This is a genomic window from Actinoallomurus vinaceus (assembly GCF_039542055.1).
Classification (GTDB): Bacteria; Actinomycetota; Actinomycetes; order Streptosporangiales; family Streptosporangiaceae; genus Actinoallomurus; species Actinoallomurus vinaceus.
In genome coordinates, this window is record NZ_BAABHK010000007.1 from 214,846 (window position 1) to 239,170 (window position 24,325).

Annotated in this window: 21 protein-coding genes; 14 read left to right on the forward strand and 7 right to left on the reverse strand. The window is 70.0% G+C overall.

What is annotated here, in order from left to right; genetic code table 11:
• Window positions 1–48: 48 nt before the first annotated feature.
• The 3 genes from ABEA24_RS25270 (at window position 49) to ABEA24_RS25280 (ending at window position 3,277) form a co-directional block, all read left to right on the forward strand.
• Entirely contained in the window at window positions 49–1,350 is a 1,302-nt protein-coding gene (locus ABEA24_RS25270) for an ABC transporter substrate-binding protein (protein WP_345433523.1), read from the forward strand.
• Window positions 1,351–1,415: 65 nt separating this feature from the next.
• Complete coding sequence (locus tag ABEA24_RS25275) at window positions 1,416–2,384, forward strand: carbohydrate ABC transporter permease (protein ID WP_345433524.1); 969 nt, start codon at window positions 1,416–1,418, stop codon at window positions 2,382–2,384.
• Entirely contained in the window at window positions 2,381–3,277 is an 897-nt protein-coding gene (locus ABEA24_RS25280) for a carbohydrate ABC transporter permease (protein WP_345433525.1), read from the forward strand. Before ABEA24_RS25275 ends, ABEA24_RS25280 begins: the two co-directional genes overlap by 4 nt.
• 63 nt (window positions 3,278–3,340) lie before the next feature.
• On the opposite strand, the gene ABEA24_RS25285 is transcribed toward ABEA24_RS25280, so the two are convergent.
• The 5 genes from ABEA24_RS25285 to ABEA24_RS25305 form a co-directional block, all read right to left on the reverse strand.
• Complete coding sequence (locus ABEA24_RS25285) at window positions 3,341–4,006, reverse strand: GntR family transcriptional regulator (RefSeq protein WP_345433526.1); 666 nt, start codon at window positions 4,004–4,006, stop codon at window positions 3,341–3,343.
• A gap of 5 nt (window positions 4,007–4,011) precedes the next feature.
• Window positions 4,012–5,178: an N-methyl-L-tryptophan oxidase gene (solA, locus tag ABEA24_RS25290; RefSeq protein WP_345433527.1), complete on the reverse strand. Its 1,167-nt coding sequence runs from the start codon at window positions 5,176–5,178 to the stop codon at window positions 4,012–4,014.
• Window positions 5,179–5,182: 4 nt separating this feature from the next.
• A complete protein-coding gene (locus ABEA24_RS25295) occupies window positions 5,183–5,983 on the reverse strand; it encodes an amino acid ABC transporter ATP-binding protein (RefSeq protein WP_345433528.1) in 801 nt (266 codons plus the stop codon).
• The gene (locus ABEA24_RS25300) at window positions 5,983–6,924 is read right to left on the reverse strand and encodes an amino acid ABC transporter permease (protein WP_345433529.1); all 942 of its coding nucleotides are present in this window, start codon (window positions 6,922–6,924) and stop codon (window positions 5,983–5,985) included. The genes ABEA24_RS25295 and ABEA24_RS25300 overlap by 1 nt, the downstream gene beginning before the upstream one ends.
• A 75-nt stretch (window positions 6,925–6,999) precedes the next feature.
• Complete coding sequence (locus ABEA24_RS25305; protein ID WP_345433530.1) at window positions 7,000–7,998, reverse strand: ABC transporter substrate-binding protein; 999 nt, start codon at window positions 7,996–7,998, stop codon at window positions 7,000–7,002.
• Window positions 7,999–8,258: 260 nt separating this feature from the next.
• On the opposite strand from ABEA24_RS25305, the gene ABEA24_RS25310 reads away from it, so the two are divergent.
• The 3 genes from ABEA24_RS25310 (at window position 8,259) to ABEA24_RS25320 (ending at window position 12,401) form a co-directional block, all read left to right on the forward strand.
• Window positions 8,259–9,875, forward strand: a complete 1,617-nt coding sequence (locus ABEA24_RS25310; RefSeq protein WP_345433531.1) for a thiamine pyrophosphate-binding protein — start codon at window positions 8,259–8,261, stop codon at window positions 9,873–9,875.
• Between the two features lie 137 nt (window positions 9,876–10,012).
• A complete protein-coding gene (locus ABEA24_RS25315) occupies window positions 10,013–11,197 on the forward strand; it encodes a CaiB/BaiF CoA transferase family protein (protein WP_345433532.1) in 1,185 nt (394 codons plus the stop codon).
• A gap of 19 nt (window positions 11,198–11,216) precedes the next feature.
• The gene (locus ABEA24_RS25320) at window positions 11,217–12,401 is read left to right on the forward strand and encodes an acyl-CoA dehydrogenase family protein (RefSeq protein WP_345433533.1); all 1,185 of its coding nucleotides are present in this window, start codon (window positions 11,217–11,219) and stop codon (window positions 12,399–12,401) included.
• 76 nt (window positions 12,402–12,477) lie between these two features.
• On the opposite strand, the gene ABEA24_RS25325 is transcribed toward ABEA24_RS25320, so the two are convergent.
• On the reverse strand, window positions 12,478–13,389 hold the full coding sequence (locus tag ABEA24_RS25325; protein ID WP_345433534.1) for an SDR family oxidoreductase: 912 nt from the start codon (window positions 13,387–13,389) through the stop codon (window positions 12,478–12,480).
• A gap of 56 nt (window positions 13,390–13,445) precedes the next feature.
• Here ABEA24_RS25325 and ABEA24_RS25330 point away from each other — a divergent pair, with 56 nt between their 5' ends.
• From ABEA24_RS25330 to ABEA24_RS25345, 4 genes are all read left to right on the forward strand, one after another.
• Complete coding sequence (locus tag ABEA24_RS25330; protein ID WP_345433535.1) at window positions 13,446–14,051, forward strand: TetR/AcrR family transcriptional regulator; 606 nt, start codon at window positions 13,446–13,448, stop codon at window positions 14,049–14,051.
• Window positions 14,052–14,239: 188 nt separating this feature from the next.
• Complete coding sequence (locus tag ABEA24_RS25335) at window positions 14,240–15,298, forward strand: cellulose-binding domain-containing protein (protein ID WP_345433536.1); 1,059 nt, start codon at window positions 14,240–14,242, stop codon at window positions 15,296–15,298.
• A gap of 321 nt (window positions 15,299–15,619) precedes the next feature.
• Window positions 15,620–16,690, forward strand: coding sequence for a glycosyltransferase family 2 protein (locus ABEA24_RS25340; RefSeq protein ID WP_345433537.1), 1,071 nt, complete (start codon window positions 15,620–15,622; stop codon window positions 16,688–16,690).
• A gap of 267 nt (window positions 16,691–16,957) precedes the next feature.
• A complete protein-coding gene (locus tag ABEA24_RS25345; RefSeq protein WP_345433538.1) occupies window positions 16,958–18,511 on the forward strand; it encodes an alpha-L-arabinofuranosidase B in 1,554 nt (517 codons plus the stop codon).
• Window positions 18,512–18,589: 78 nt separating this feature from the next.
• On the opposite strand, the gene ABEA24_RS25350 is transcribed toward ABEA24_RS25345, so the two are convergent.
• Window positions 18,590–19,495 carry a LysR family transcriptional regulator gene (locus ABEA24_RS25350; RefSeq protein WP_345433539.1) on the reverse strand — a complete coding sequence of 302 codons (906 nt, stop codon included), beginning with the start codon at window positions 19,493–19,495 and terminating at the stop codon, window positions 18,590–18,592.
• Between the two features lie 203 nt (window positions 19,496–19,698).
• Here ABEA24_RS25350 and ABEA24_RS25355 point away from each other — a divergent pair, with 203 nt between their 5' ends.
• From ABEA24_RS25355 to ABEA24_RS25370, 4 genes are read left to right on the forward strand one after another with little or no spacing between them, the layout of a single operon-like run.
• A complete protein-coding gene (locus ABEA24_RS25355) occupies window positions 19,699–20,763 on the forward strand; it encodes a hypothetical protein (RefSeq protein ID WP_345433540.1) in 1,065 nt (354 codons plus the stop codon).
• Window positions 20,764–20,772: 9 nt separating this feature from the next.
• Window positions 20,773–21,936, forward strand: a complete 1,164-nt coding sequence (locus ABEA24_RS25360; RefSeq protein ID WP_345433541.1) for a toxic anion resistance protein — start codon at window positions 20,773–20,775, stop codon at window positions 21,934–21,936.
• Window positions 21,933–23,546 (forward strand): vWA domain-containing protein, encoded by a 1,614-nt coding sequence (locus ABEA24_RS25365; protein WP_345433542.1) that lies wholly within the window; start codon window positions 21,933–21,935, stop codon window positions 23,544–23,546. Before ABEA24_RS25360 ends, ABEA24_RS25365 begins: the two co-directional genes overlap by 4 nt.
• Entirely contained in the window at window positions 23,533–24,162 is a 630-nt protein-coding gene (locus ABEA24_RS25370) for a hypothetical protein (protein WP_345433543.1), read from the forward strand. Before ABEA24_RS25365 ends, ABEA24_RS25370 begins: the two co-directional genes overlap by 14 nt.
• Window positions 24,163–24,325 lie beyond the last annotated feature (163 nt).

A 24,325-nucleotide genomic window follows, 5' to 3' on the forward strand; every position in this document is an offset into this window, starting at 1 on the left:
TCACCTCGAGCCCGTGTGGGGCGCCGGCACCGTCCGTGTCGGCGGAGGGTGAGCGCCGCCCTGCTGGCGGCCGCCCTGGCGACGTCGCTGGCCGCCTGCTCGTCCGGCGACTCCTCCTCGAACGCCTCGTCCGGTGGCGGGCCGGTCACGCTGAACGTCTGGACCTGGAACCTCAAGGCCAGTGTTCCGGCGGCCAAGGCGATCACCGACAGGTACCACCAGGAACACCCGAACGTCACCATCAAGCTGTCGGAGGTCGGCGGGACCGACGACACCGCCGCCAAGCTGCTGGCCGCCAACCGGGGCGGCGACGCCCCCGACGTCGTGCAGTTGGAGTACCGGGCCGTGCCCGCCATGGTGGTGGCCGGCGCCGTCAAGGACATCAGCGGCGACGTGACCGGCGCCAAGGCCGGCATCGACCCCAACACCTGGGCACTGACCACGTTCAACAACCGGGTCTACGGTGTGCCCCAGGACCTCGGGCCGATGATGCTCACCTACCGCAAGGACCTGTTCGACAAGTACGGCGTCAAGGTCCCCACCACCTGGGCCGAGTACGCCACGGCCGCCGAGCAGATCCACAAAAAGGACCCCAGCGTCTACATCGCCAGCTTCTCCGCCAAAGAGTTCGAGTTCTTCGCCGCCCAGGCCGCCCAGGCCGGCGCCACCTGGTGGAGCAACAACGGCAAGTCCTGGAAGGTCGGCATCGACAGCCAACAGTCGCTGAAGACCGCAGACTTCTGGCAGGACCTCGTGGATCGGGATCTGGTCAAGGTCGAGCCGCTGCTCACGCCGGAATGGAACGCTCAGGTCAACAGCGGGAAGCTCCTCAGCTGGGCCGCCGCCGCCTGGGCACCCAATGTGATCGCCTCGGTCGCGCCGAACACTGCGGGCAAGTGGGCATCGGCACCGCTACCGCAGTGGGCACCCGGCAGCGCCGCGGTGCCGTTCCTGGGCGGCTCCGCCTATCTGGTGCCGGCCAAGTCCAAGCACGCCAAGGAGGCCGCGGCCTTCGCCGCCTGGCTGGGCGGTTCCGATGAGGGTTCCAAGCTGACTCTCAATCTCGACATCTACCCCGCCGGCAAGGCCGGCCGCCAGGCGACCCTGACGCACGAGCCGCCCAAGCTGATGCCCCAGCAGAAGGACTTCTACCAGGTCGCCGACCAGGTGGTGAAGAACTCGACGGTACCGGTGTCGTGGGGGCCCGACGTGAACGTGGCCTCCAACGCCTTCGGGGACAAACTGAACGCCGCCGCGCTCCACAAGACCTCCTTCCGCGACGTCTACCAGGCGACGCAGCAGGCCGTCGTCGCCGACCTGCAGAAGTCCGGCTTCACCGTGACCAAGTAACCGCCCTGGGCCCGGCGACCCGCCGGGCCCAGCGGCGTCGGCACCTCGACCACTCTGGACGCCTCATGCCCGTGACCTCCACCTCGACCTCCGCGCCCGCCGGTTCCGCCTCGCCCTCCGCGCCGGCCGGCCGGCTCCGACGCGTTCGAACCGCCGCCACACCCTGGCTGTTCGCCACGCCCGCGATCGTCTTCTTCACCCTATTCGTGGTCATCCCGATCGGTTACGCGATCTACCTGAGCTTCCACGGGTTCCGTGTCGAGGGCGGCGCCTTCGGGCGGCGCGTGCAGTCCTTCGTCGGGCTCGCCAACTACCACGCCGCGCTGAGCGACCCTCAGTACGTCTCCGGGCTCGGCCGGGTGCTGATCTACGGCGCCATTGCCGTCCCCAGTGTCCTGGGTCTGGCGTTGCTGTTCGCACTGCTGCTCGACACCCCGAGGGTGCGGGGCCGCGGCTTCGCCCGTACCGCGATCTTCGTTCCGTACGCGGTGCCCGGCGTGATCGCCAGCCTCATGTGGGGCTTCATGTACCTGCCCAGCACCAGCCCGATCAACTACGTCGCCCAGCGGTTGCACGCCGGGCCGCTGGACTTCCTCAGCCCGCCCGTCCTGTACTTCTCACTGGCCAACATCGCCCTGTGGTCCGGTGTCGGCTTCAACATGATCATCATCTTCACGTCGCTGCGTTCCATTCCCACCTCCGTCTACGAGGCGGCCCGCATCGACGGCGCCGGCGAACTGCAGATCGCCTGGCGGATCAAGATCCCGCTGGTCTCCCCCGCACTCGTCCTCACCGGGCTGTTCTCCGTCATCGGCACCCTGCAGTTGTACAGCGAGCCAGCGACACTGCGGCCGATGACGACCACCATCTCCTACTCCTGGGTGCCGCTCATGAAGATCTACCGGGAGGCGTTCATGAACGACAACCTCGGCGGCGCCGCGGCCGCCTCCGTCCTCCTGGCCCTGGGAATCCTCGTCATCTCGCTGGTGCTGCTGCGGTTCTTCCAGCGCCGGACCTTCGGAGACAACGCATGAACGCCACCGAAACCCCGCACCGCACCGGCGACCGCCGTCTCCGCGGACACGACCGGCCCGCCGTCCAGCGGCGGCCGCTGCTGCCGCTGCTCGTGCTGCTGCTCGGCGCGCTGTACTGCCTCACCCCCGTGGCCTGGGTGGTCGTCGCCGCTTCCAAGACCCCTCGCGAGCTGTTCAGCACGTTCTCCTTCGCTCCCGGTGGCGGCATGGTCCGCAATCTCGCCGACCTCAGCGGCTACGGCGGCGGCCGGTTCTGGAAGTGGGGTCTCAACTCACTGCTGTACGCGGGCGTCGGTGCGACGCTGTCGACGCTGGTGTCGGCCATGGCCGGCTACGCGCTGGCCAAGTTCCGCTTCTGCGGCCGCGAAGCCCTGTTCTCCGTCATCCTCGCCGGCGTGCTCGTGCCCGGCATCGTGCTGGCCGTTCCGCAGTACCTCCTGCTGGCGAGAGTCGGCCTGGCCGGAACCTACTGGTCGGTGCTCCTGCCGGTCATCATCAACCCGTTCGGCATCTTCCTGTGCCGGGTCTTCGCCGCCGCCGCCGTCCCGCAGAGCACCCTGGAGGCCGCACGCCTGGACGGCGCCAGTGAGCTCCGCATCTTCGGCCGCATCGTGCTGCCCATGATGGTTCAGGGACTGGTCACGGTGTTCCTGCTGCAGTTCGTCGGCATCTGGAACAACTTCCTGCTGCCGTTCATCATGCTCTCGGACCAGGACAAGTACCCCATCACACTGGGCCTGTACACGTTCCTGGGCCAGGGCGCGGGCGACACCGACCTGTACTCACTGGTCATCACGGGCTCGGCCGTGTCCATCATCCCGCTGATCGCCCTCCTCCTGGTCCTGCAACGCTTCTGGCGCGCGGATCTGTTGGCCGGCGGGCTGAAGGGATGAGGCCCGCTCGAGCCACACTCCCGTTGACGAGCTCCCAGACGGCGCGGCCTCCGCGACGCGGGATCAGCTCTCGTCGGAGATGATCTGCCGAAGCGCCTCGACCGCGTGGTCGCGGTGCTCGGCGAGCAGCTTCACGAGACGATCGCCGTCGCGGTCGCGTACCGCGTCCACGATGTCGGTGTGCTCGCGCTCGACCAGCTCGCGGTTGGTGGGCGCGTTGTAGTAGACCGTGCGGTACGGGTCGGTGGAGTCCCACAGCGAGCGGATCATACGGACCAGCCGCGGCATCCGCGAGGCCTCGAGTATCGAGAAGTGGAACCTGCGGTTGGCCGCGGTCATCGACAGCAGGTCGCCTCGAGCGGAGGCGACCTCCACCTCCCGCTGCGCCGCGACGATCCGCTCGATGTCGGCGTCGCTCACCTTCTCGACGGCGAGGCGGGCCGCCTCGGACTCCAGCAGCCCCCGGATGTGGTAGACCTCCAGCAGGTCCGGCAGGGACAGCTCGGTCACCATGTACCCGTGGTGCGGCCGGTGGACGACCTGGCCCTCACCCTCCAGGATCTTCAGGGCCTCCCGGACCGGGACCCGGCTCACGCCGAACCGCTCGGCGAGGAGCTCCTGCCTGATCGGCTGGCCGGGCTTGAGCTCCCCGGCGATGATGAGCTTGCGGACCTCGGCGAGCACGAAGCCCTGTACCGTCGGCGGACGCGAGACCCCGCCAACCGGCATCGCGCTCACCTGCCTTCCCCGGAGGACGTGGAGATCTCGGGCACGAGCCGCCGCGGTGCCATGAAATCCCAAGGGGCGCCAGTGCCCTTCACCACCATATCCGCGACGTCCGCGGCGAGCGCGGGAGCGTATTTGAAGCCGCGGCCGGAGAAGCCTGACGCGATCGAGAGCCTACCGCGACCGACCCTGCCGACGAAGGGTTCCCCGTCGGAGGTGTAGAGGTCGGTGAAGGCGTCTTCGCGGATCGGGTCCGGATGCAGGCCAGGGAGCAGCTCCGCCACGGCCTGGGAGATCCTGGCGGTCTCGGCCGCGCCGTGCCGCCGCTCGATCGCATCCGGCTCCGTAACGGGCATGCCCGGTACCGCGCCGGCCACCTTCACACCGACGCCGTCCACCGAGGGCGCGCCGTAGAGGTGCACGCCACCGCTCTCCCGGATGAAGATCGGGAACCGTTCCGGGGTGTACTCCTCCGAACGCCGGGCGGCGAACCAGCTCAGCAACAGCCTGCGGGGCTGCAGATGCCGCCGCCAGTCATCCGGGAGGAACCGGCCGGTCCACGATCCGGCGCACACGACCGCCTCGCGCACCCGCCAGGCCGTCCCGCCCGCGCGGATCTCGACGTAGTCGTCGCGCTCGGCGACCGAGTCGATCTCGGTGTGCCGGAGCACGGTCGCACCGTCCCGCTCGGCCAGATCGGCCGCGGCGACCACCGCCGCCTCGCATCGCACGAACCCGGCCTGCGGGTCGAGGACGCCGACCTCCCCGTCCAGCAGTCGATGCTGGGGGTACCGGTCCCGCATGGCCCGCCCGTCGAGCACCTCCACGGGTATGCCGGACGCCTCTGCGCTGGCCCGCAGGCCACGGATGTACGGGTGGCCGGGGTCGCCGATGGCCAGGCCACCGCAGGCGTTCAGCAGCGGGACGCCGGCGGCGGCCTCCAGCTCCCGCCACTGTCCGAGCGCCCGCCGCAACAGGTCGCCGTACTGCGCGCCCTCGGCATAGGCGACCCGGAACAGCCGGGTCTCTCCGCCGACCGCCGCGCGGTCGTGGCCGGGGGCGTACCGCTCGAATCCGATCGCCGCTCTTCCGCGGCGCGTGAGCTGCCACATCAGCATCGCGCCGACGGTTCCGACTCCGATGACGCCGATCTCGGCGTCGAGCGCACCGTTCATCCCGTCACAGCACCTTCGACAGGAAAGCGCGGGTCCGCTCGTGGGAGGGGGCCGCGATGACGTCGCGGGGCGGTCCCTGTTCCACGATCACTCCCTCGTCGATGAAGATCAGCGTGTCGGCCACCTCGCGGGCGAAGCCGATCTCGTGCGTCACGATGATCATCGTCATGCCCTCCTCGGCGAGCGACCGCATGGTCTCCAGCACCTCGCCGACCAGCTCGGGGTCCAGCGCCGAGGTCGGCTCGTCGAAGAGCATCACCTGCGGCCGCATCGCCAGCGCGCGGGCGATGGCCACCCGCTGCTGCTGGCCGCCGGACAACTGGGCGGGATAGCTGCCGGCCTTGTCGCGCAGTCCCACCCGTCCGAGCAGCGCCAGCGCCCGCTCGCGGACCTCGGCGGCCGGCTCCCGCTTGACCTGCCGCGGCCCCTCCATGACGTTCTCCAGGGCGGTCCTGTGCGGGAACAGGTTGAAGCGCTGGAAGACCATCCCGATGCCGGCGCGCTGCCGGGCCGCCTCGCGCACGGACAGCTCGTGCAGCCTGTTCCCGGACCGGCGGTAGCCGATCAGTTCGCCCCCGACGTGGATCTGGCCGCCGTCCAGCTTCTCCAGATGGTTGATGCAGCGCAGCAGGGTGGACTTGCCCGACCCGCTGGGCCCGATGACGCAGCACACCTCGCCGGACTGCACGTCCAGGTCGATGCCCCGGAGCACCTGCTGGGAGCCGAATGACTTGCGGATCCCGCGGGCGCGGATCAGCACGTCCCGCTGGGTCCTGCTCTCCTCGCGATCCTGGACGTCGGTCATCACGACACCGCCTTCGGTGAGTCGGCCTCCGCCGTCTCGGCGGCGTGCCTGCGCGGGAACAGCCGGCGCCGGGACGCGCCCAGGTCGCCTCGCTGGTAGAAGCGCTCCAGGTAATACTGCGCGACGCTGAGGACCGAGGTCATCGCCAGGTACCAGAGCGCGGCGACGATCAGCAGCGGGATGGTCTGGTACGTACGGGAGTAGATGATCTGCGTGGCGTGCAGCAGGTCGGCGGCTCCGAGCACGCTGACCAGCGAGGTGTTCTTCAGCATCGACAGCGTCTGGTTGGCCGTCGGCGGCACGATGGCGCGCATCGCCTGCGGCAGCACGACGCGGCGCAGCGTCTTGGCGGGCCGCATCCCCAGCGCCTGCGCGGCCTCGCTCTGGCCGCGGTCGATGCTCAGCAGCCCGCCGCGCACGATCTCGGCCATGTACGCGCCCTCGTTCAGCGACAGCCCGAGCAGCGCCGCCACGAACGGGGTGATGAAGGCGTTGGCACTGCCGGAGACGAACTCCGGCCCGAACGGGATCCCGAGCGAGAGCCGGGGGAACAACGCCGACAGGTTGAACCAGAAGATGAGCTGGATCAGCAGCGGCGTGCCCCGGAAGAACCACACGAAGGCCCAGGCGGAGGCGGACAGGACCCGGCTGCGCGACAGCCGCATCACCGCCAGCACGATGCCGAGCAGCACGCCGAGCACCATGGAGATCGCGGTGAGCTCGACGGTGAGCAGCGCGCCCCGCGCGATGGCCTCGGCGTTCAGGTAGAGCTTGACGACGCCCCAGTCGAAGTTGTCGTTGGTGACCAGCGTGTGGACCAGCATCGCGCCGAGCACGGCGAGGACCACGATGCCGACCAGGTTCAGTGGGTTCCGCCGGGGGACGATGGCGAGGTCCTCGCCGTCGTCCGCCCGCACGGCCCGGTCCGTGGCCGCCGTCATCGCCGGGCCTCGACTCTGCCGGACGGCAGCGAGGACAGGGTGTTCATCAGGTTTCCCTTCGGGCGGGCGAGGTGGTCAGGAGGCGGTCTTCTCCAGGTCGGGCTTGTCGGTCACGGCGTTCTTCAGCCCCCACTTGTCGAAGATCGCCTGGTAGGTGCCGGACTTCATCAGCGCGCCGAGCCCGGCCTGTAGCGCGGGGGTGAGGTCGGAGCCCTTGGGCAGGCCGATGGCGACCGGGCTGCGGTTCATCTCGCTGACGAGCTGGAACTTGTCCGGGGTCTGGACCGCCGCGTACGCGAGCACCGGGGTGTCGGCGAGCACGCCGTCGACCCTGCCGCTGCCGAGCTGCATCAGCGCGTCGGTCTGGCTCGGCAGTACCACCGGCTGCACCGCCGGTTTGCCGCCCGTCTGGCAGGCCTTGGAGAGCCCGGGCAGCCGCACGGCCTCCTGGATCGAGCCCTGCTGCACCGCGATCTTGTGGCCGCACAGGCCGTCCACCGTCAGCTTGGCGGGGTTGCCCTTGGCCACCGCGAGCGAGGTGCCCCAGGCGCCGTACCGCACCATGTCCAGGGCCTTCAGCCGCTCCGGTGTGGCCGACATGCTGGAGATCGCGAAGTCGAAGTGCTTGGCGCTGAGACCGGGGATGATGCCGTCGAGCTGGACGTCCTGGATCTGCGTCTGGACGCCCAGGACGCGCCCCAGCGCGCGGGCGAGGTCCGGGTTGAGCCCGATGATCGTCTTGTTGTCGGTCGCGTAGAACTTGGTCGGCGGGCTCGACACGTTCATCACCACGACCAGCTTCCCGGCCGACTTGATCCGCGCGGGGAGCTTGGCCGCGGCGGCGTCGTCCTTGGTCACGCCGGCGAACGCGTCGAACTTGCCGGTGGTGTCGGCGGCGGCCTTGGCCTCGCCCCCCTTCGTGGTGCCCGGCTGGCCGCTGCTGCAGGCCGTCGCGGTCACCGCGAGCGCGGCCAGCGCGACCGAGGCCCACCGGAGACGACGCATCCGGCCGTCCGCGCCGCCGGAGGTGTCCAGGCGTCCGGGTGAGTCCGTGCCGCCGTGGGAGTGGGTCATCGCAGGTCTCCTCAGGGGTGGGCGGCATGGTCTGCCGCGAGCGCGGAATGAGGGATTCGTTGTTTCGTCGGCGGGTGGAGCCACCGACAGCCGACTCGGTGGAGAGGGCGGGGACTTGCCGTCGGATCGGTGGTCGGGGTAAGAACTTTTGGCGAATGTATAGTGGATCCAATTTTGGGCGCAAGACCCTCCGCCAGGGCTTTCGAGGACCGTCAGGAATCTCGAGGCCGGTTCGTCGGCCGAAGATCGGAGAGGCTCACATGGAGCAGGTGACCGTCGCGGGCAGCGTCCTCGACGCTCTCGCGTCGATCGGGACGAAGCGCGTCTTCGGCCTTCCGGGCGTGCACAACCTCGCGTTCTGGCAACAGCAACGGCGCGGCCGGCCGGGCATCGTGGGGGTCAGGCACGAGCAGACCACCGTGTACGCCGCCGACGGCGCCGCCCGCGCCACCGGCTCGCTCGGCGTCGCGCTGACCACGACGGGCCCGGGCGCCGCCAACGCGGTCGCCGCCTTCGGCGAGGCCGCGGCGTCGCACAGCCCGGTGCTGCTCGTCGCCAGCGAGGTCGCGACCACGCTGCGCCGCCCCGGCGTGGTGCGCGGCATCCTGCACGAGAGCGCGGACCAGGCGGCGCTGTTCGAACCGCTGGCCAAGGCCGTCTACCGGCCGCGTACGCCCGGCGAGGTCGCGGAGGCGGTCGGTGCGGCGATCACCACCGCGCTCACCTGGCCGCAGGGGCCCGTTTACCTGGACGTGCCGACCGACGTCCTGGGGCAGCCGGGCACGCCCGTGCGGCACACCGCGCCGGAACGCGCCGCCCCCGGAAGCGACCGGCTCGCCGCCGCCGTGGCCGAGATCGACCGGGCCGAACGGGTCGTGCTGTGGGCCGGCGGCGGGGTGGTGCAGGCCGGTGCCGAGAGCGACCTCGACGCCCTGGCCCGGCGGCTGGGCGCCCCCGTGGTCACCACGTTCGGCGCGCGCGGAGTGCTGCCCGACGACCATCCGTGCCTGGTCGCGGCCCCGCCGCACGAACCCGAGGTCGCCGCGCTGATCGCCGAGGCGGACCTGATGGTGGCGGTGGGCACCGACTTCGACGGGATGAACACCCGCAACTGGTCGATGCCGCGCCCACCCCGGCTGGTGGCGATCAACTGCGACGCGACCGACCTCGGCAAGAACTACTCCCCCGACGTCGGCGTCCTCGGCGACGCCCGGGAGACGCTGCGGGCGCTCGCCCACGCGGTCGCCGCCCGCCCCGTGTCGTGGACGGACGCGGCGGGACTGCGCGAGAAGGTCAGGGAGCGGCTGCGCGGCGAGAAGTGCGACGAGCCGCTGAGCCTCGTCGAGGCCGTCGAGGACGCCTGGCCCACAGCGGGCGCGGTCGTGGCGGACATGGCCGTGGCGGGCTACTGGATCGGCGGGTACGCCTCGATGGGACGCCCGCGGCGGCTGCAGTACCCGGTGGGCTGGGGCACGCTCGGCTACGCCCTCCCGGCGGCGATCGGCCCCGCCGCGGTCTCCGGCACGCCCACCCTCGCCGTCTGCGGAGACGGCGGCCTGATGTTCGGCGTCGGCGAGCTCGCCACCCTCGCGCAGGAGCGGCTACCGGTGACGGTCCTCGTCGTGGACGACGCCTGCTACGGCATGCTCCGCTATGACCAGGAGCGGTTCGGGCATCCCGAGCAGGGCGTGCACCTGACGACCCCGGATTTCGTGGCGCTCGCGCGCAGCTTCGGCATCGGCGCCGCGGACGTGCCCGGCGTCGCGGAGCTCCCCTCCGCGCTGCGCGAGGCGGCGGGACACGGCGGCCCGATGCTCCTGCGGCTGCCGGCCGCGCTGCCCCCGCCCCGTACGACCTCCCCGCGCTGGCGCGACTGACCGGCGGGCGCCGGCGCTCTTACACCCGACCCGAGCACGAAAGCGAGCCCGACCATGACAGCGGTCTCCATCAGGAGAGGCCCGCGCACGGCCCGAAGCCGTGCGGAGACGTCCTCCCCCGAGGGCGGGGAGCACCGATGACGGACCGCGGTCCGATGTCCGGACTGCTGGTGGCCGACTTCAGCCGGGTCCTCGCCGGCCCGCTCGCCACCATGATGATGGCGGACCTCGGCGCGACCGTGATCAAGGTGGAGCGGCCGGGTGAGGGGGACGACACGCGCCGTTGGGGACCGCCCTGGACGCCGCGGTCCAGCTCGTACTTCGAGGGTGTCAACCGCGGCAAGCGCAGCATCGCGCTCGATCTGACCGACCCGGCCGACCGCGAGGCCGCGACCGAGCTGGTGCGCCGCGCCGACGTGCTGGTGGAGAACTTCCGGCCCGGAGTGCTGGCCCGGTACGGGCTGGACCACGAACAGGCCACCGAGCTGAACCCGCGCCTGGTCTACGCCTCCATCTCCGGGTTCGGCAGCGCGGCAGGGGCGGACCTGCCCGGCTACGACTTCGTCGTCCAGGCCGCGGGCGGTCTCATGAGCATCACCGGCGCGGCCGACGGCGATCCCATGAAGGTCGGCGTCGCCCTCATCGACGTCATCACCGGCAAGGACGCCCTGATCGGCATCCTGGCCGCCCTGCGTCAGCGGGACCGCACCGGCCGGGGGCAGCACGTCGAGGTGAACCTGCTGACCAGCCTGCTCGGCGGGCTGGCGAACCAGATCTCCGGCTACCTGACGACCGGGGAGGCTCCCGTTCGGATGGGCAACCGGCATCCGAGCATCGCGCCGTACGAGACGCTGCGGTGCGAGGACGGCCTGCTCGCCGTCGCGGTCGGCACCGACACACAGTTCCGCAGGTTCGCCGCCGAGCTGGGGCTGCACGGCATCGCCGACGACCCGCGGTTCGCCACCAACGCCGCCCGCGTCGAGCACCGCGCGGATCTGGTCGACCTGCTGGAGGGAGCGCTGTCGGCCCGCACCGCCGGAGACTGGCAGCGGCGGCTGACCGCGGCCGGGATCGCCTGCTCGCGGGTCAACGACATCCCCGCGGCCATCGACTACGCGACCGAGCTCGGCCTGTCCCCGCTGCTCCACGTCGGGGACGACCATCCGCCGCAGGTGCGACCGCCCATCACGTTCTCCGACACCGCCGCGACCGCGCCGACGCCGCCGCCCGACCTGGATGAGCACGGTGACGCGCTCCGGGCGTGGCTGCGCTCGGCCGATCCGGGCCCGATCCCGCCCCAGTCCTCCCCGACAGCTTCCTGATCCCCGACCGAGGAGCACCATGACCGCCACGTCCACGTTCCGGCCGCACGACCCGCTGGACATCGACTCGCTGCTGAGCCCGGAGGAACTCGCCGTCCGGGACACCGTGCGGGCGTTCTGCGCCGAGCGCGTCACCCCGCACATCGCGGACTGGTTCGAGCGCGGTGAGCTGCCGACCGCGCGAGAGCTGGCCCTGGAGATGGGGAAGATCGGCCTGCTCGGCATGCACCTCGAGGGGTACGGCTGCGCCGGGATGAGCGCGGTCGCCTACGGCCTCGCGTGCCTGGAACTGGAGGCGTGCGACTCGGGCATCCGTTCGCTGGTGTCGGTCCAGGGTTCGCTGGCGATGTACGCGATCCGGCGCTTCGGGTCCGAGGAGCACAAGCGCGAGTGGCTGCCCCGGATGGCCTCCGGCGAGGCGATCGGCTGTTTCGGCCTCACCGAGCCCGATTACGGATCGGATCCGGGCTCCATGAGCACCACCGCGCGCCGTGACGGCGACGACTGGGTGCTGAACGGCCGCAAGATGTGGATCACCAACGGCTCGATCGCCGACGTCGCCGTCGTCTGGGCGCGGACCGAGGAGGGCGTTCGCGGCTTCGTCGTGCCGACCGGCACACCCGGGTTCGACGCACCGCTGATGCACCGCAAGCTGTCCCTGCGGGCCTCGGTGACCAGCGAGCTCGTGCTCGACGACGTACGGCTGCCCGCCACCGCGGCGCTGCCCGAGGGGACCGGCCTGCGTGCCCCGCTGAGCTGCCTCAACGAGGCCCGGTACGGAATCATCTGGGGCGCCGTCGGGGCGGCCCGCTCGTCACTCGAGGCGGCGCTGGACTACGCCGGCTCCCGAGTCCAGTTCGACCGGCCCATCGCCGGCTTCCAGCTCACCCAGGCCAAGCTCGCCGACATGGCGCTCGAGGTGCACAAGGCGCTGCTGCTCGCCCTGCACCTCGGCCGGCTCAAGGACGACGACCGGATCCGCCCCGACCAGGTCAGCTTCGGGAAACTGAACAACGTCCGCGAGGCACTCGACGTCTGCCGCACCGCCCGCACGATCCTCGGCGCGAACGGGATCTCCCTGGAATATCCCGTGATCCGCCACATGACCAACCTCGAGTCGGTGCTCACCTACGAGGGGACCTCGGAGATGCACACGCTCGTGCTCGGTCAGGCCCTCACCGGCATCCCGGCGTTCCGCGGTTGAGACGCCGGGAATGAGCGCGTCACAGAGCCGGGCTTCGGCCGCCGTCAGCGGCCGAGTGCTCGGCCGTCAGCAGCGCTCAAAGGGCCGCCGGGACCTTACGGCGGGCGAGTTCTGACTGGTAGCGACTGCCGATCCGGTCGGCGTTCTCATACAGGTAGCCGGTCAGCGGCGTGGGGCAGGTGGCCTCGCCCTCGACCATGACGAGTTCCGCCATGAGCCCCTCGATCTCGTCCCGCGTGAGCACGACGTCCCGGGTCAGCATCGACATTCCGCGCAGGAGGACGGACACGACGGTCGCCGGGAGATGCACCGGCCGGAACGGGACTCCGATGGCCTGGGCGATCGTGCCGACCAGGTCCTCGAAACCGAACGACTCGGGGCCGATCGCGTCGGTGACGGTGTTCGTCCGCTCCTCCCCCAGGCGTACGCACAGGTCGGCGAGGTCCTGTACGTGCACCGGACGCAGCCGGTACCGGCCCGTCCCGGGAATGGCGAACACCGGGAACCGGCGCAGCAACCAGGCGATGTTGTTGATCAGGATGTCGTCTCCGCCGAAGATCACGCTCGGCCGGACGATGGCGTACGACATGCCGCCGGCCATGACGAGATCCTCGACCGCCGCCTTGCCCTGGTAATAGGTGTAGAAGGAGGCCGAATCCGGATTGGTGATGCTCAGGTGCACGACCCGCTCGACCCCCATCCGGGCGGCGGCCTCGAGCAGTGTCCCGGTATTGGCGACCGCGTCCAGATGGCTGGTGCCGGCCGGCGCGTATCGGGACCAGTAGGTGTTGTAGAACGTCGTGACGCCGTCGAAGGCCTCCGCCAATGCCTCCGGGTCGCTGAAGTCGAGCGGGAACACGTCGATGTCGGCGTCGGCCGCCGGATGGTTCGTCAGCGTACGGACCGTGTGGCCCGCCATCTCGAGCCGGCGCCTGAGGTAGGTTCCGGAGTATCCGTACGCACCCGTCACAAGATCTACCTGGCTCATGACCCATCCCTCCGTCGGCACGGTTCCGGCGGCCACCACCGGATTCATACATACGTATGATTGAGCACCTTGACCCTACCCGTCGCCGCCTGCTCGACGCCACCCTCGATGTGCTCCGCACCCACGGGGTCGCCCGAGCGACGTCCCGCCAGATCGCCTCCGCGGCGGGAGTGAACCTTCAGGCGATCACGTACCACTTCGGTTCCAAGGACGAGCTCGTGGCGCAGGCGCTGGTCCACGCCGTCCGCACCTGGATCGAGCCCGCCCGCACCGCGCTGACCGGCGTCGCGGACGATCCGCTGGGCCGTCTGTTCGCGACGGTGCTCGCCCTTCAGGAGGCCCTGGAGCAGGCACGCGAGCATTTCCCCGCCTACATCGAGGCCCTGGCGACCGCGTCACGCAACGAGACCGTCCGCGACCAGGTCGTCGGCCTGCTGGCCGAACTCCGCGCCGCTCTGGCGGCGAGCATCCGCGAACTGCGCGAAAGCGGCTACATCGCCGAATGGGTGGATCCGGAGCCGATGGCGTCGCTCATCATCGCGGCCGGTGACGGATTCGTCCTGCATTCCACGCTCGATCCCGACAGCTACGCGCCGGCGTCCACTCTGAATCAAGTGATCCAGCTGCTGCTCGCCGCAAGGCGTTCCGGGGCATCGGACTGAACGGCCGCCCGGCGGCCGCGGTTTGAAACTTTCTGATTCCGGGCGGCGTTCTCCCACGTCCCCAGCGGCCGCCATCGACGCTCATTGACATGGCGGCGGCGGCTCGTTCACCGTACTCGATTGTTAGCGCTCACATTCGACTGCCCAAAGGTAGTACGGCGCAGGTCGAGCCGCGATGGAGGAATGGGATGCACCAACGAGCACTACGTGGGGGTCTTATCGCCTGGATCATGGCGGCCTGCCTGGTCGGCGCCGCGGTGGCGACCACGGTCATGGCACGCGCCGCCTCGGCCGGTTGTCAGGTCACCTACACCGTCGGCTCGCAGTGGGCCGGCGGCTTCAGCGCCAACGTCGCGATCCAGAACCTTGGCGATCCCCTCAGCGGTTGGACCCTGCGCTGGAACTTCGGTTCCGGGCAGACGGTCGGCCAGGCCTGGAATGCCCAGGTGGCGCAGAGCGGCAGTGCGGTGACCGCCTCCAACGTGAGCTGGAACGGCTCTCTGGCATCGGGCGGCAGCACCTCGTTCGGATTCAACGGCACGTGGAACAACTCCAGCAATGACGTGCCGACCGCCTTCACGCTCAACGGCGTTTCCTGCACGGGCGGCACGACCACCACACCGACTCCCACTCCGACGCCGACACCGCCGACGGGCACCCCGCCGGAGCGGACGGTGCGGGTCTTCTGGCTCAAGCCGTCGGACGTGGCGTACGACCAGCGGTACCCGGACGGCATCACCAAGGTCCTGCAGGAGGCGCAGCGCTTCTTCAAACAGGAACTGGGCAAGACGTTCACGTTGAACAGCCCGGTCGTCGAGGTCGTCAACGGCGACAAGCAGCGAAGTTGGTACGAGAACACGCCGAATTGCGGCGACAAGTACTGGTGGTCGGTGTGCAACATGGAAGACGAACTGCGCCGTAAGTTCGGTCTCGGCGCACCGGACAACCGCTGGATCAACGTCGGTGAGATCAGCGCCGAAGGTGACGGCGCCGGTGGCGGCGGCGGCAACGGATGGGTGATCCTCAGCGGCCACGACGCCGACGGCGCGGCAGGCATCAACGGCCCGATGAACCGGTGGTACGGCGGAATGGTGCACGAACTGGGGCACGCGTTCGGCCTGCCCGACGCCACGTCCACCGACGGGACCTGCATGTCGGCGTCCCTCTACGACTACCCGAACTGCCACTTCAGCCCGACACAGAAGAACGGCATCCTCAACGGCCCCTTCGGCAGCTTCCTCTCCTGACCGATTCCGGGCGGCGTGGCCGGAGCGCCACGCCGCCCTCCGGCAGACCGCAGGACGTTCCATTCGGCGGGTTGACGCGTCGCGCGATCGAGTTATCCACAGCCCGTGATGACGCCTGGATGCGCCGGTTCGACGAACGCGATGATGAAGTCCCCGGTGGTCACCACCGCCGTGATGGCGGGCCACTCGGCCGCCACCGGGTGCCGCGTTCACGAAAGGGGTCGAAATGCACGGGGGTCTGCCCTTCATAGGGTTCAGCACCATCATTTACGGCGTCGTCGGGCTCGTCACGGCGGCCGCGCGGTTCAGGAGGCGCAAATAATGGCCTCCCTCACCGTCATCGTCCCGGCCCACAATGAGGAGGAAGGGCTTCCGGCGACGCTGGAGTCCCTTCTCCGCCAGACGGTCCCGCCCGACGAGATCATCGTGGTCGACGACGGCTCGGTCGACCGCACCGGCGTGGTCGCGCGGGCCCACGGGGTGACCGTGCTGACACCCCCGCACAACCTCGGCAGCAAGGCCAAGGCGCAGAACCACGCGCTGCCGCACTGCCGGACCGATCTCGTGCTCGCGGTCGATGCCGACACCGTGCTCGCGCCGGACTACATCGAGAAGATCAAGCCGGCGTTCGACGATCCGGCCGTCGTCGTCGCGGCGGGCAATGTGCAGACGCGGTTCACCCGCACCGTCTGGGAGCGCGGCCGGTCGACCGAGTACCTCTTCGGCTTCCACTGGAACCGGCCGATCCAGAACCACGCGAACAGCCCGGTGGTCTGCTCCGGCTGCTGCTCGGCGTTCCGACGGGACATGCTCGTGACCTTCGGCGGCTTCCCCGAGCGCACCATCGTCGAGGACATGGACATCACCTGGTCCCAGCAGATCGCGGGCCGGAAGGCCGTCTACGTCGGCGACGCGGTCGCGTGGGCGGCCGACCCCGAGACCCTCACCTACCTGCGCAAGCAGGTGTGGCGCTGGATGGCCGGCTTCTTCCAGAACGTGCGGCTGCACCTCGGAGGGCTGATCGTCCGCAAGCCCATGCTGGCTCTGTGGATCATCCTGGCGGTGTTCGAGGTCTTCACCGCGCCACTGTGGTGGGCCGCCCCGTTCCTCCTCACCCTCGGGATGCACCACCCGGTCGGCCAGACCCTGGCGTGGTGGCTCGGCTCCGAGCTGGTCTTCACCACGCCCCCGCTGATCTACGCGGCGCGGCGGCGGAGGCTGCCGGTGCTGCGGGTGCTGATGAACGTCTCGTTCGTCTACCTGACAAAGGCGGTCAATCTCTACTACGCGTGGAAGGCCCTCATCGTCGAACTGATCCTCGTCCCGCTCCGCCTCTCCCAGGGGCTCGTCGTGTACGAGAAGGGACGCGCCAATACGACTCCCGGCGCATAGGAATGACGTGGTCGCGTACGGCCGCCGCCGGCCGTACGCGACCACACCTCCTGCCGGAGATGGCGTTGACGCTGTGATCGGGGCGTCTGTCAAGTAATCGATGAAAGGCCGTTGACAGGCCACAACAGGCGTCTTAACGTCCAGACGACCGCTTCCGAACATTGTTCGATATATCGAACACGCAAAGGGCGAAGTCCGGAGGAGACGAAGAGAAATGCGAAGCAGACCGCCACTGCTCCCGGGCCGACGCCGGATGAGAGGCTCAGCATGAATGTTCTGTCACGGCTCCGCCGCGCGCGAAAAGCACTGATCTCGGCGGGCGCGGCGGTCACGCTCGCCGCCGGCCTGCAGAGCGGCATCTCCACGCCGTCCCAGGCCGCAACGTCGCTGCCGTGTGACATCTACGCCGCCGGCGGCACCCCGTGCGTGGCGGCGCACAGCACGACCCGTGCCCTGTACGCCTCCTACAACGGGTCGCTGTACCAGGTGCGCCGCTCTTCGGACAACGCCACGCGGAACATCGGCGTGCTGAGCGCCGGCGGGTACGCCGACGCCGCCTCGCAGGACTCGTTCTGCTCCGGCACGACCTGCCTCATCACCATCATCTACGACCAGTCCGGCCGGGGGAACAACCTCACCCAGGCGCCCGGCGGCGGAGCGGCCGGCGGCCCGGACAACCTCGCGGTCGCGACCGCGGCGCCGACCATGATCAACGGTCACAAGGCCTACGGCGTCTACGTGGCTGCCGGCACCGGCTACCGCAACGACCACACCTCGGGCATCGCGACCGGAGACCAGCCGGAGGGCATGTACGCGGTCTTCGACGGCACGCACTACAACGGCGGCTGCTGCTTCGACTACGGGAACGCCGAGACCAGCAACAACGACACCGGCAACGGCCACATGGAGGCCATTTACTTCGGCAACATCAAGGTCTGGGGCTACGGCACCGGCAACGGCCCCTGGGTCATGGCCGACCTCGAGAACGGCCTGTTCTCCGGCGTGAACGCGGGATACAACGCCAATGACCCGACCGTCAGCCACCGTTACCTGACCGCCATCGTCAAGGGCGGGGCGAATCTGTGGTCCATCCGGGCCGGCAACGCCCAGTCCGGCGGCCTGTCGACCTACTACAGCGGAAAACGCCCCAACGTCTCGGGCTACAACCCGATGCACAAGGAAGGCGCCATCATCCTCGGAATCGGCGGCGACAACAGCAAGGGTTCCGCCGGCACCTTCTACGAAGGCGTCATGACCTCCGGCTACCCGACCGACGCCACCGAGAACGCGGTCCAGGCGAGCATCGTCGCCGGCGGATACGCGACGACGAGCGGCGGCGGCTCCGGCGGAACGCTCACCCCCGGCTCGTCGGTCTCGCTGCGCGCGACGACCTCTGGCTATACCGACCGCTACGTCCGCCACTACAACGACCAGGCCATCACGTCGGTGATCACCTCGTCCAGCTCGGACCTCGACAAGAACGACGCCACGTGGATCGTGCACAGCGGCCTGGCCAGCAGTTCGTGCGTGTCGTTCGAGTCGAAGAACTACCCCGGCGACTACCTGCGGCACCAGAACTTCCAGGTGTACCGGCAGCACAACGACGGCAGCTCGCTGTTCGCCGCGGACGCCACCTTCTGCCCGCAGACCGGCAAGAGCGGCCAGGGCACCTCGCTCGCCTCGTACAACTACCCGGACCGGTTCCTCCGCCACTACAACAACACCGTCTACGTCGCCTCCAACGGCGGCTCGCACGACTTCGACAGTTCCTCATCCTGGACCGACGACGTGAGCTGGGCCGTCGGCCAGCCCTGGGTGTAGACGCGGTCGGCCCGAGCGGAGCCGTCCCCGGTCAACGGGGGCGGCTCCCCGCCGTCCTCCCCCAGACCGCGGGCTTCCTCAGTCCGCGTCGTGTCGCGTGATGCCGGCGCTCTCGCAGACGGTGTCGATGAAGGCGTGGATGAAGCGAGGGGCACGGGAGTCGGCGGGCCACAGGAGGCCGTAGTCGAGGGTTGGCGCGTCGCGGAAGGGCACGAAGGCGATGCCCGGACGGTCGTGGTAGTCGGCGGCGCGGGCGGCGGCCGGGGAGACGCCGAGACCGGCGGCGACCAGGGCGAGCACCTCGGGCCAGTAGGTGTAGGCCGGGCCACGTGGGATGGGGCGGCCGTCCGGGGTGTGCCGCGGGAAATGGAAGTCGAGCAGGGAGCCCGGAATCTGCCGGGCGGCGATCAGCGGAACCTGGGCGAGGTCTTCGAGCGACACCGTCTCCTGCCGAGCGAGGAGGTGGTCGGCGGGGACGATGAGAACGCGGGGCTCGGAGAAGACGACGGGCCCGGCGGTGATGTCGGGCTCGTCGATGGGGAACTCGCTGATCTGCAGGTCGACCTCGCCGCGCCGCATCGGGCCGAGGAGGTCGTTGAACTGGATCTCCTGGACCTGGACGGCGCACCCGGGATTCCGGTCGCGGAAGACCCGGCCGGCCTGGAGGAGGACGTCACCGGCCCACGGAATGGAGTAGCCGACGCGGAGCGTGCCGGTGATGCCCCGCGCGGCGGCGGATACCGCGTCGATCCCGTGCATGATCCGCCGGTAGCCGACGCTGAGCTCCTCGTAGAGCTGCTCTCCGGCCGGAGTGAGTCGTACCACGCGGGTGGTGCGGTCGAACAGGGGCGCGCCGATGCGGCGCTCCTGCTTCTTGATCGACTGGCTGACCCGGGCCGGAGTGACGTGCAGGCGCTCGGCGGTCCGGCCGAAGTGCAGTTCCTCGGCCAGCGTCAGGAAGATCTCGATATCGCGCAGGTCCACAGGCTTCTTCGGCTTCTTCAGTATTCGGCTAAGGGAGATTACCAGGGCGTTTCTCGCCCGCCCTCCGATGGTCGAGGTCGCCACGGCGCTCCGCGCGCACCTCGACGTACCGCGCGACCGGTGAGCGCGTAACGTCCCGGTCACCCGACGGCCATCGGCCGCTGGTGCGGCGGTCGATCGCGCGGCGGACAATGCCGTCAGACATGAGGCGGCTCATTTCCATGGCGCTGGCGGGGGTCCTCGCGGTCGGCGTCGTCATAGCGATCATCGAGGGACGCGGATCGTCGCACGGGGCGATCACGATCCGCGGCGTCATCGGTTCGGAGAAGCAGGCGTTCTTCGACGACCCACAGGTGCGGAAGGCGTTCACCCGTAACGGGCTGAAAGTCGAGGTCGACCCGGCCGGCTCGCGGCAGATCGCGACCTCCATCGACCTTGGGCGATACGACTTCGCCTTCCCTTCCAGCGCGCCCGCGGCCGACCGGATCCAGCAGGAACGCCGGATCACCACGAAGTACACCCCCTTCAGCTCTCCGATGGTCATCGCGACGTTCCAGCCGATCGCGGAGCTGCTCGCCCGGGAGGGCGTCGCCCGCCACGGCGCCACCTGGACCTTCGACATGTCGCGGTACCTCCGGCTGGTCGCCCGGAAGGTGCGCTGGGACCAGCTGAAGAACAACACCTCCTATCCGGTGCGCAAGAACATCCTCGTCTCCACGACCGACCCCCGCAGTTCCAACTCGGCGGCCATGTACCTGGCCATCGCCTCGTACGTCGCCAACGGAGACTCCGTCGTGCGCGGAGAGGCGGCGGAGAAGAAGGTGCTGCCCTTGTTGTCCGAGCTCTTCCTCGACCAGGGCTACACCGAGAACACGACCGAAGGCCCTTTCGAGGACTACCTGTCCCTCGGAATGGGCAAGACGCCCCTGGTCTGCGCGTACGAGGCACAGTTCGTCGACGCCGGCGTACGGGGGCGACTGCGGCCCGACATGGTGCTGATGTACCCGTCGCCGACGGTGCAGTCCGCGCACACGCTGGTTCCGCTCGACACGAAGGGCGACCGCGTCGGCCGGCTGCTGAGCAGCGACCCCGAGTTGCAGCGGCTCGCGGCCCAGCACGGCTTTCGCACCGCGGATCCCGCGCGGTTCACCAAGCTCACCACCGACCACCGGATCCCGGTCGCGACCGACCTGATCGACGTGGTCGACATTCCCTCTTACGACACTCTCGAGCACCTGCTCGCGGGCGTCGCCAAGTCGTACGGCTAAGGAGCCTCAATGGCAGATGAGGATCTCATCCTCACGCCCCCTGAACCCGTCGCCGCCGTCCCGGCGGACCGCGCGGAGACACTGATCCCTCTCGAGGACGCGAAGCGCGAAGAGCTGACGCGGCGGGCGCGGACGTACGTGGACGAGGTCGCGGCGCTCGATCCGCGCAGCCCGGAGTTCGCCGGCAAGATCGGCCAGGTGGCCGCCCTCGGGGACGGGGAGATCCGGGCGTCGGCCCAGGCCGCGAACAGGATGCTCGGCCGTTCGGTGGCGGCTCTCGCCGGGGCCAAGGGCGAGTCCGCGGATGCGCAGCAACGGGTGGCCAAGGGCCTGGTGGAGCTGCGGCGCACGGTCGAGGATCTCGATCCCAAGGACGTCGGCAAGGTCACCGGCCGGCGGCTGCTGTCGAAGCTGCCGTTCGGCAAGTCCCTCCGCGACTTCGTCTCCCGCTACCAGTCGGCGAACGTCAACATCAACAAGATCGTCGCCGCGCTGCGGTCCGGGCAGGACGAGCTGCGGCGCGACAATGCCGCCATCCAGAACGAGCGCGCCGCGCTGTGGGCCACGATGGGCAAGCTCCAGGAGTACGTGGTGCTCGCCCAGGCACTCGATGAGGCCGTCGAACAGAAGATCATGGAGACGGCGGACGAGGAGACGGCGAACGCGCTGCGCGCCGACGTGCTGTTCCCCGTACGCCAGAAGCGGCAGGATCTGCTCACCCAGCTCGCCGTCTGCGCCCAGGGGTACCTCGCGCTGGACACCGTGCGCCGCAACAACGACGAGCTGGTCAGGGGCGTGGACCGGGCCGCGTCGACCACCGTGTCCGCGCTGCGGATCGCGGTGACCATCGCGGCCGCGCTGTCCAACCAGAAGCTCGTCATCGAGCAGGTGAACGCCCTGCGGGCCACCACCGAGGACATCATCCGCACCAACGCCGAGATGCTCGCCGGGCAGAGCGGCGAGATCCAGCGGATCGCCGCCGACCCGGCCGTCGGCGTGCAGACCCTGCGGACGTCGTTCGAGCAGATCTATCGCACGATCGACGCGATCGACTCGTTCAAGGTGCAGGCCGTGACCAACATGCAGGCCACGGTCGACGCGCTCGGCACGGAGCTGAACCGGGCGTCCGCGTACCTGAACCGCGCCCATCAGCGGAACGAGCTCGAATCATGACGGGACCCCACCCACGGGTGTGGCGCGTCTTCGCGCGGCTCGCGGCCGCCGGGGTCCTGGCGGTCGCCGCGGGCTGCAGCGGCGGTGCCCCGGCCGACGCGAAAAAGGCCGGCACGCTGCGCATCCTCGCGGGCAGTGAGCTGTCCGACCTGGGGCCGATCCTCCGCGAGGCCACGAAGGCCACCGGAGTTCGCGTCAGCCTCGACTACGCCGGCACCCTCGACGGCGTTCAGCAGGTCCTCAGCGGTACGGCGGGCGCGCGGCACGACGCGGTCTGGTTCTCCTCCGACCGCTACCTGGCGCTGCGCCCGGACGGCCGGTCCCGGATGGGGCCCGCCGTGAAGATCATGTCTTCTCCCGTGGTGCTCGGCCTGCGCTCCTCGACCGCACGGCGCCTCGGCTGGGACCGCACCAGGCCGACCTGGGCCGCGATCGCGGCCGCCGCGTCGGCCGGGAGGTTCACCTACGGCATGACCGACCCGGCGTCGTCGAACTCCGGGTTCTCCGCGATCGTCGGCGTCGCCGCCGCGCTGTCGGGCACCGGCGCCGCGCTGGACGGCCCGGCCATCGACCGGATCGCACCTCGGCTGAAGGGCTTCTTCGCCGCCCAGCGGCTCACCGCGGGATCCTCCGGCTGGCTGTCGGACACGTACGCGCGCGACCCGTCCCGCGTCGACGGCCTGGTCAACTACGAGTCCGTGCTCCTCGGCCTGAACTCCTCGCGACGGCTCCCCGAGCCGCTCACCGTCGTCTACCCGAGCGACGGCGTGGTCACCGCGGACTACCCGCTCACGCTGCTGTCCTCGGCGTCCGGCGGTGCCGGGGACGCCTTCCGCAGGCTGACCGGCTACCTGCGACGCGCCGACGTCCAGCGCAAGATCATGACGCAGACCCACCGGCGGCCGGCCGACCCGGACGTACGGCCCGGGGCCGAGTTCACGGCCCAGCCGCCCGAGCTGCCCTTTCCCGCCCGCGCGGACGCCGTCGAGGCGCTCATCGACGCCTTTTTCAACCGGCTCCGCCGACCGGCGCGCACGGTCTACGTGCTCGACGTCTCCGGCTCCATGGAAGGCGCGCGGCTGGCGTCCCTGAAGGCCGCGTTGACGGCGCTGACCGGCGCGGACTCCACTCTCGCCGGGCGCTTCCAGCGGTTCCACGACCGCGAGGAGGTGACGCTGCTGCCCTTCAGCACCCGGCCCGAGGCCCCCGCGACGTACGTGCTGCCCCCGAGCCGGCCCGAGTCGGAACTCGCGCGGATCCGCGGCTTCGCCCAGAGCCTCACCGCCGGAGGCGCCACCGCGATCTATGACAGCCTGGAGCAGGCGTACTCGGTGGCCGTACGGCCGACGGGAGGCGAATCCGACCGGTTCACGTCGATCGTGCTGATGTCGGACGGTGAGAGCAACAAGGGCGCCTCGGCCGAATCCTTCCGCGCCTGGTACGAGGGACAGCCTCCGCAGCTGCGGCGGATCCCGGTCTTCACGGTCCTGTTCGGGGAGTCGGCGATCGGTCAGATGACCGCGCTCGCGCAGCTCACGCAGGGCAGGACGTTCGACGCCCGGTCACAGTCGCTGTCCGTGGTGTTCAAGGAGATCCGTGGCTATCAGTGACCGGGTCGTCCGCTACCTCGGGTCGACCAAGAACCTCGTCGGCTCGGTGGCCGGCCTGGCCGGGCTCGGCCTGCACCTCGCGGGCCTCGCGGGGCCGTACTGGCCGCTCGTCGTGGCCGGCCTGTACGGCGTGGGGGCACTGGCCGCACCACCGCAGAGGGTGAACCTCGTCGTCGACGACACGACGGCCGAGATCGGACGGCTGCGCGCCGACCTCGACGGGCTGGTCGCCCGGGTGCGCGACCATCGCGTGCCCGCGGAGGCCCTGGAGCGCCTCGACGTGATCGCGTCCATGCTCCGCGACGTCCTGCTGCGGTCCGACGTGCTGAACGGTTCACCCGACCTGCTGTACGAGGTGTCCCGCGCGATCCGGACCGACCTTCCGACCGGTTTCGAGACCTACCTCAACCTGCCCCGCTGGTACGCCGCCCGCCGGATCGGCCACGGAACGGCGGGTGAGGAGCTCGTCACCCAGCTCGACCTGATCACGGCGTCCGTCACGAAGACCGCCGAAGACGTCTACGACGCCGACACGCGGCGGATGCGCGACCACACTCGCTACCTGCGCGACCGCGAGCCGGGCGACGACCTCGGAGCCCCACCGGCGGCAGGGTGAGCGGCGGCGGACCTTCTTCGTCGAGTGTCTCTTCCAGGAGATGACGGCTGTCTTTTCCGGGAGATGACGGCGCCCATGGCGATTCCCGGAAGACCGGGGGTAGGTACCCCGTCGGCGACCGAGCGCTCCGGTGAGCGGATCACGGATCGCGGGAGGGCATGTC

Excerpts from the sequence above, each read along its gene's own strand:
- ABEA24_RS25345 (WP_345433538.1), top strand. The coding sequence starts at position 16,958 with ATGAATGTTCTGTCACGGCTCCGCCGCGCGCGAAAAGCACTGATCTCG.
- solA (WP_345433527.1), bottom strand. The coding sequence starts at position 5,178 with ATGAACGGTGCGCTCGACGCCGAGATCGGCGTCATCGGAGTCGGAACC.
- ABEA24_RS25285 (WP_345433526.1), bottom strand. The coding sequence starts at position 4,006 with ATGCCGGTTGGCGGGGTCTCGCGTCCGCCGACGGTACAGGGCTTCGTG.
- ABEA24_RS25360 (WP_345433541.1), top strand. The coding sequence starts at position 20,773 with ATGGCAGATGAGGATCTCATCCTCACGCCCCCTGAACCCGTCGCCGCC.
- ABEA24_RS25340 (WP_345433537.1), top strand. The coding sequence starts at position 15,620 with ATGGCCTCCCTCACCGTCATCGTCCCGGCCCACAATGAGGAGGAAGGG.
- ABEA24_RS25310 (WP_345433531.1), top strand. The coding sequence starts at position 8,259 with ATGGAGCAGGTGACCGTCGCGGGCAGCGTCCTCGACGCTCTCGCGTCG.
- ABEA24_RS25355 (WP_345433540.1), top strand. The coding sequence starts at position 19,699 with ATGAGGCGGCTCATTTCCATGGCGCTGGCGGGGGTCCTCGCGGTCGGC.
- ABEA24_RS25330 (WP_345433535.1), top strand. The coding sequence starts at position 13,446 with ATGATTGAGCACCTTGACCCTACCCGTCGCCGCCTGCTCGACGCCACC.
- ABEA24_RS25320 (WP_345433533.1), top strand. The coding sequence starts at position 11,217 with ATGACCGCCACGTCCACGTTCCGGCCGCACGACCCGCTGGACATCGAC.
- ABEA24_RS25335 (WP_345433536.1), top strand. The coding sequence starts at position 14,240 with ATGCACCAACGAGCACTACGTGGGGGTCTTATCGCCTGGATCATGGCG.
- ABEA24_RS25295 (WP_345433528.1), bottom strand. The coding sequence starts at position 5,983 with ATGACCGACGTCCAGGATCGCGAGGAGAGCAGGACCCAGCGGGACGTG.
- ABEA24_RS25300 (WP_345433529.1), bottom strand. The coding sequence starts at position 6,924 with ATGACGGCGGCCACGGACCGGGCCGTGCGGGCGGACGACGGCGAGGAC.
- ABEA24_RS25365 (WP_345433542.1), top strand. The coding sequence starts at position 21,933 with ATGACGGGACCCCACCCACGGGTGTGGCGCGTCTTCGCGCGGCTCGCG.
- ABEA24_RS25315 (WP_345433532.1), top strand. The coding sequence starts at position 10,013 with ATGACGGACCGCGGTCCGATGTCCGGACTGCTGGTGGCCGACTTCAGC.
- ABEA24_RS25325 (WP_345433534.1), bottom strand. The coding sequence starts at position 13,389 with ATGAGCCAGGTAGATCTTGTGACGGGTGCGTACGGATACTCCGGAACC.
- ABEA24_RS25280 (WP_345433525.1), top strand. The coding sequence starts at position 2,381 with ATGAACGCCACCGAAACCCCGCACCGCACCGGCGACCGCCGTCTCCGC.
- ABEA24_RS25275 (WP_345433524.1), top strand. The coding sequence starts at position 1,416 with ATGCCCGTGACCTCCACCTCGACCTCCGCGCCCGCCGGTTCCGCCTCG.
- ABEA24_RS25305 (WP_345433530.1), bottom strand. The coding sequence starts at position 7,998 with ATGACCCACTCCCACGGCGGCACGGACTCACCCGGACGCCTGGACACC.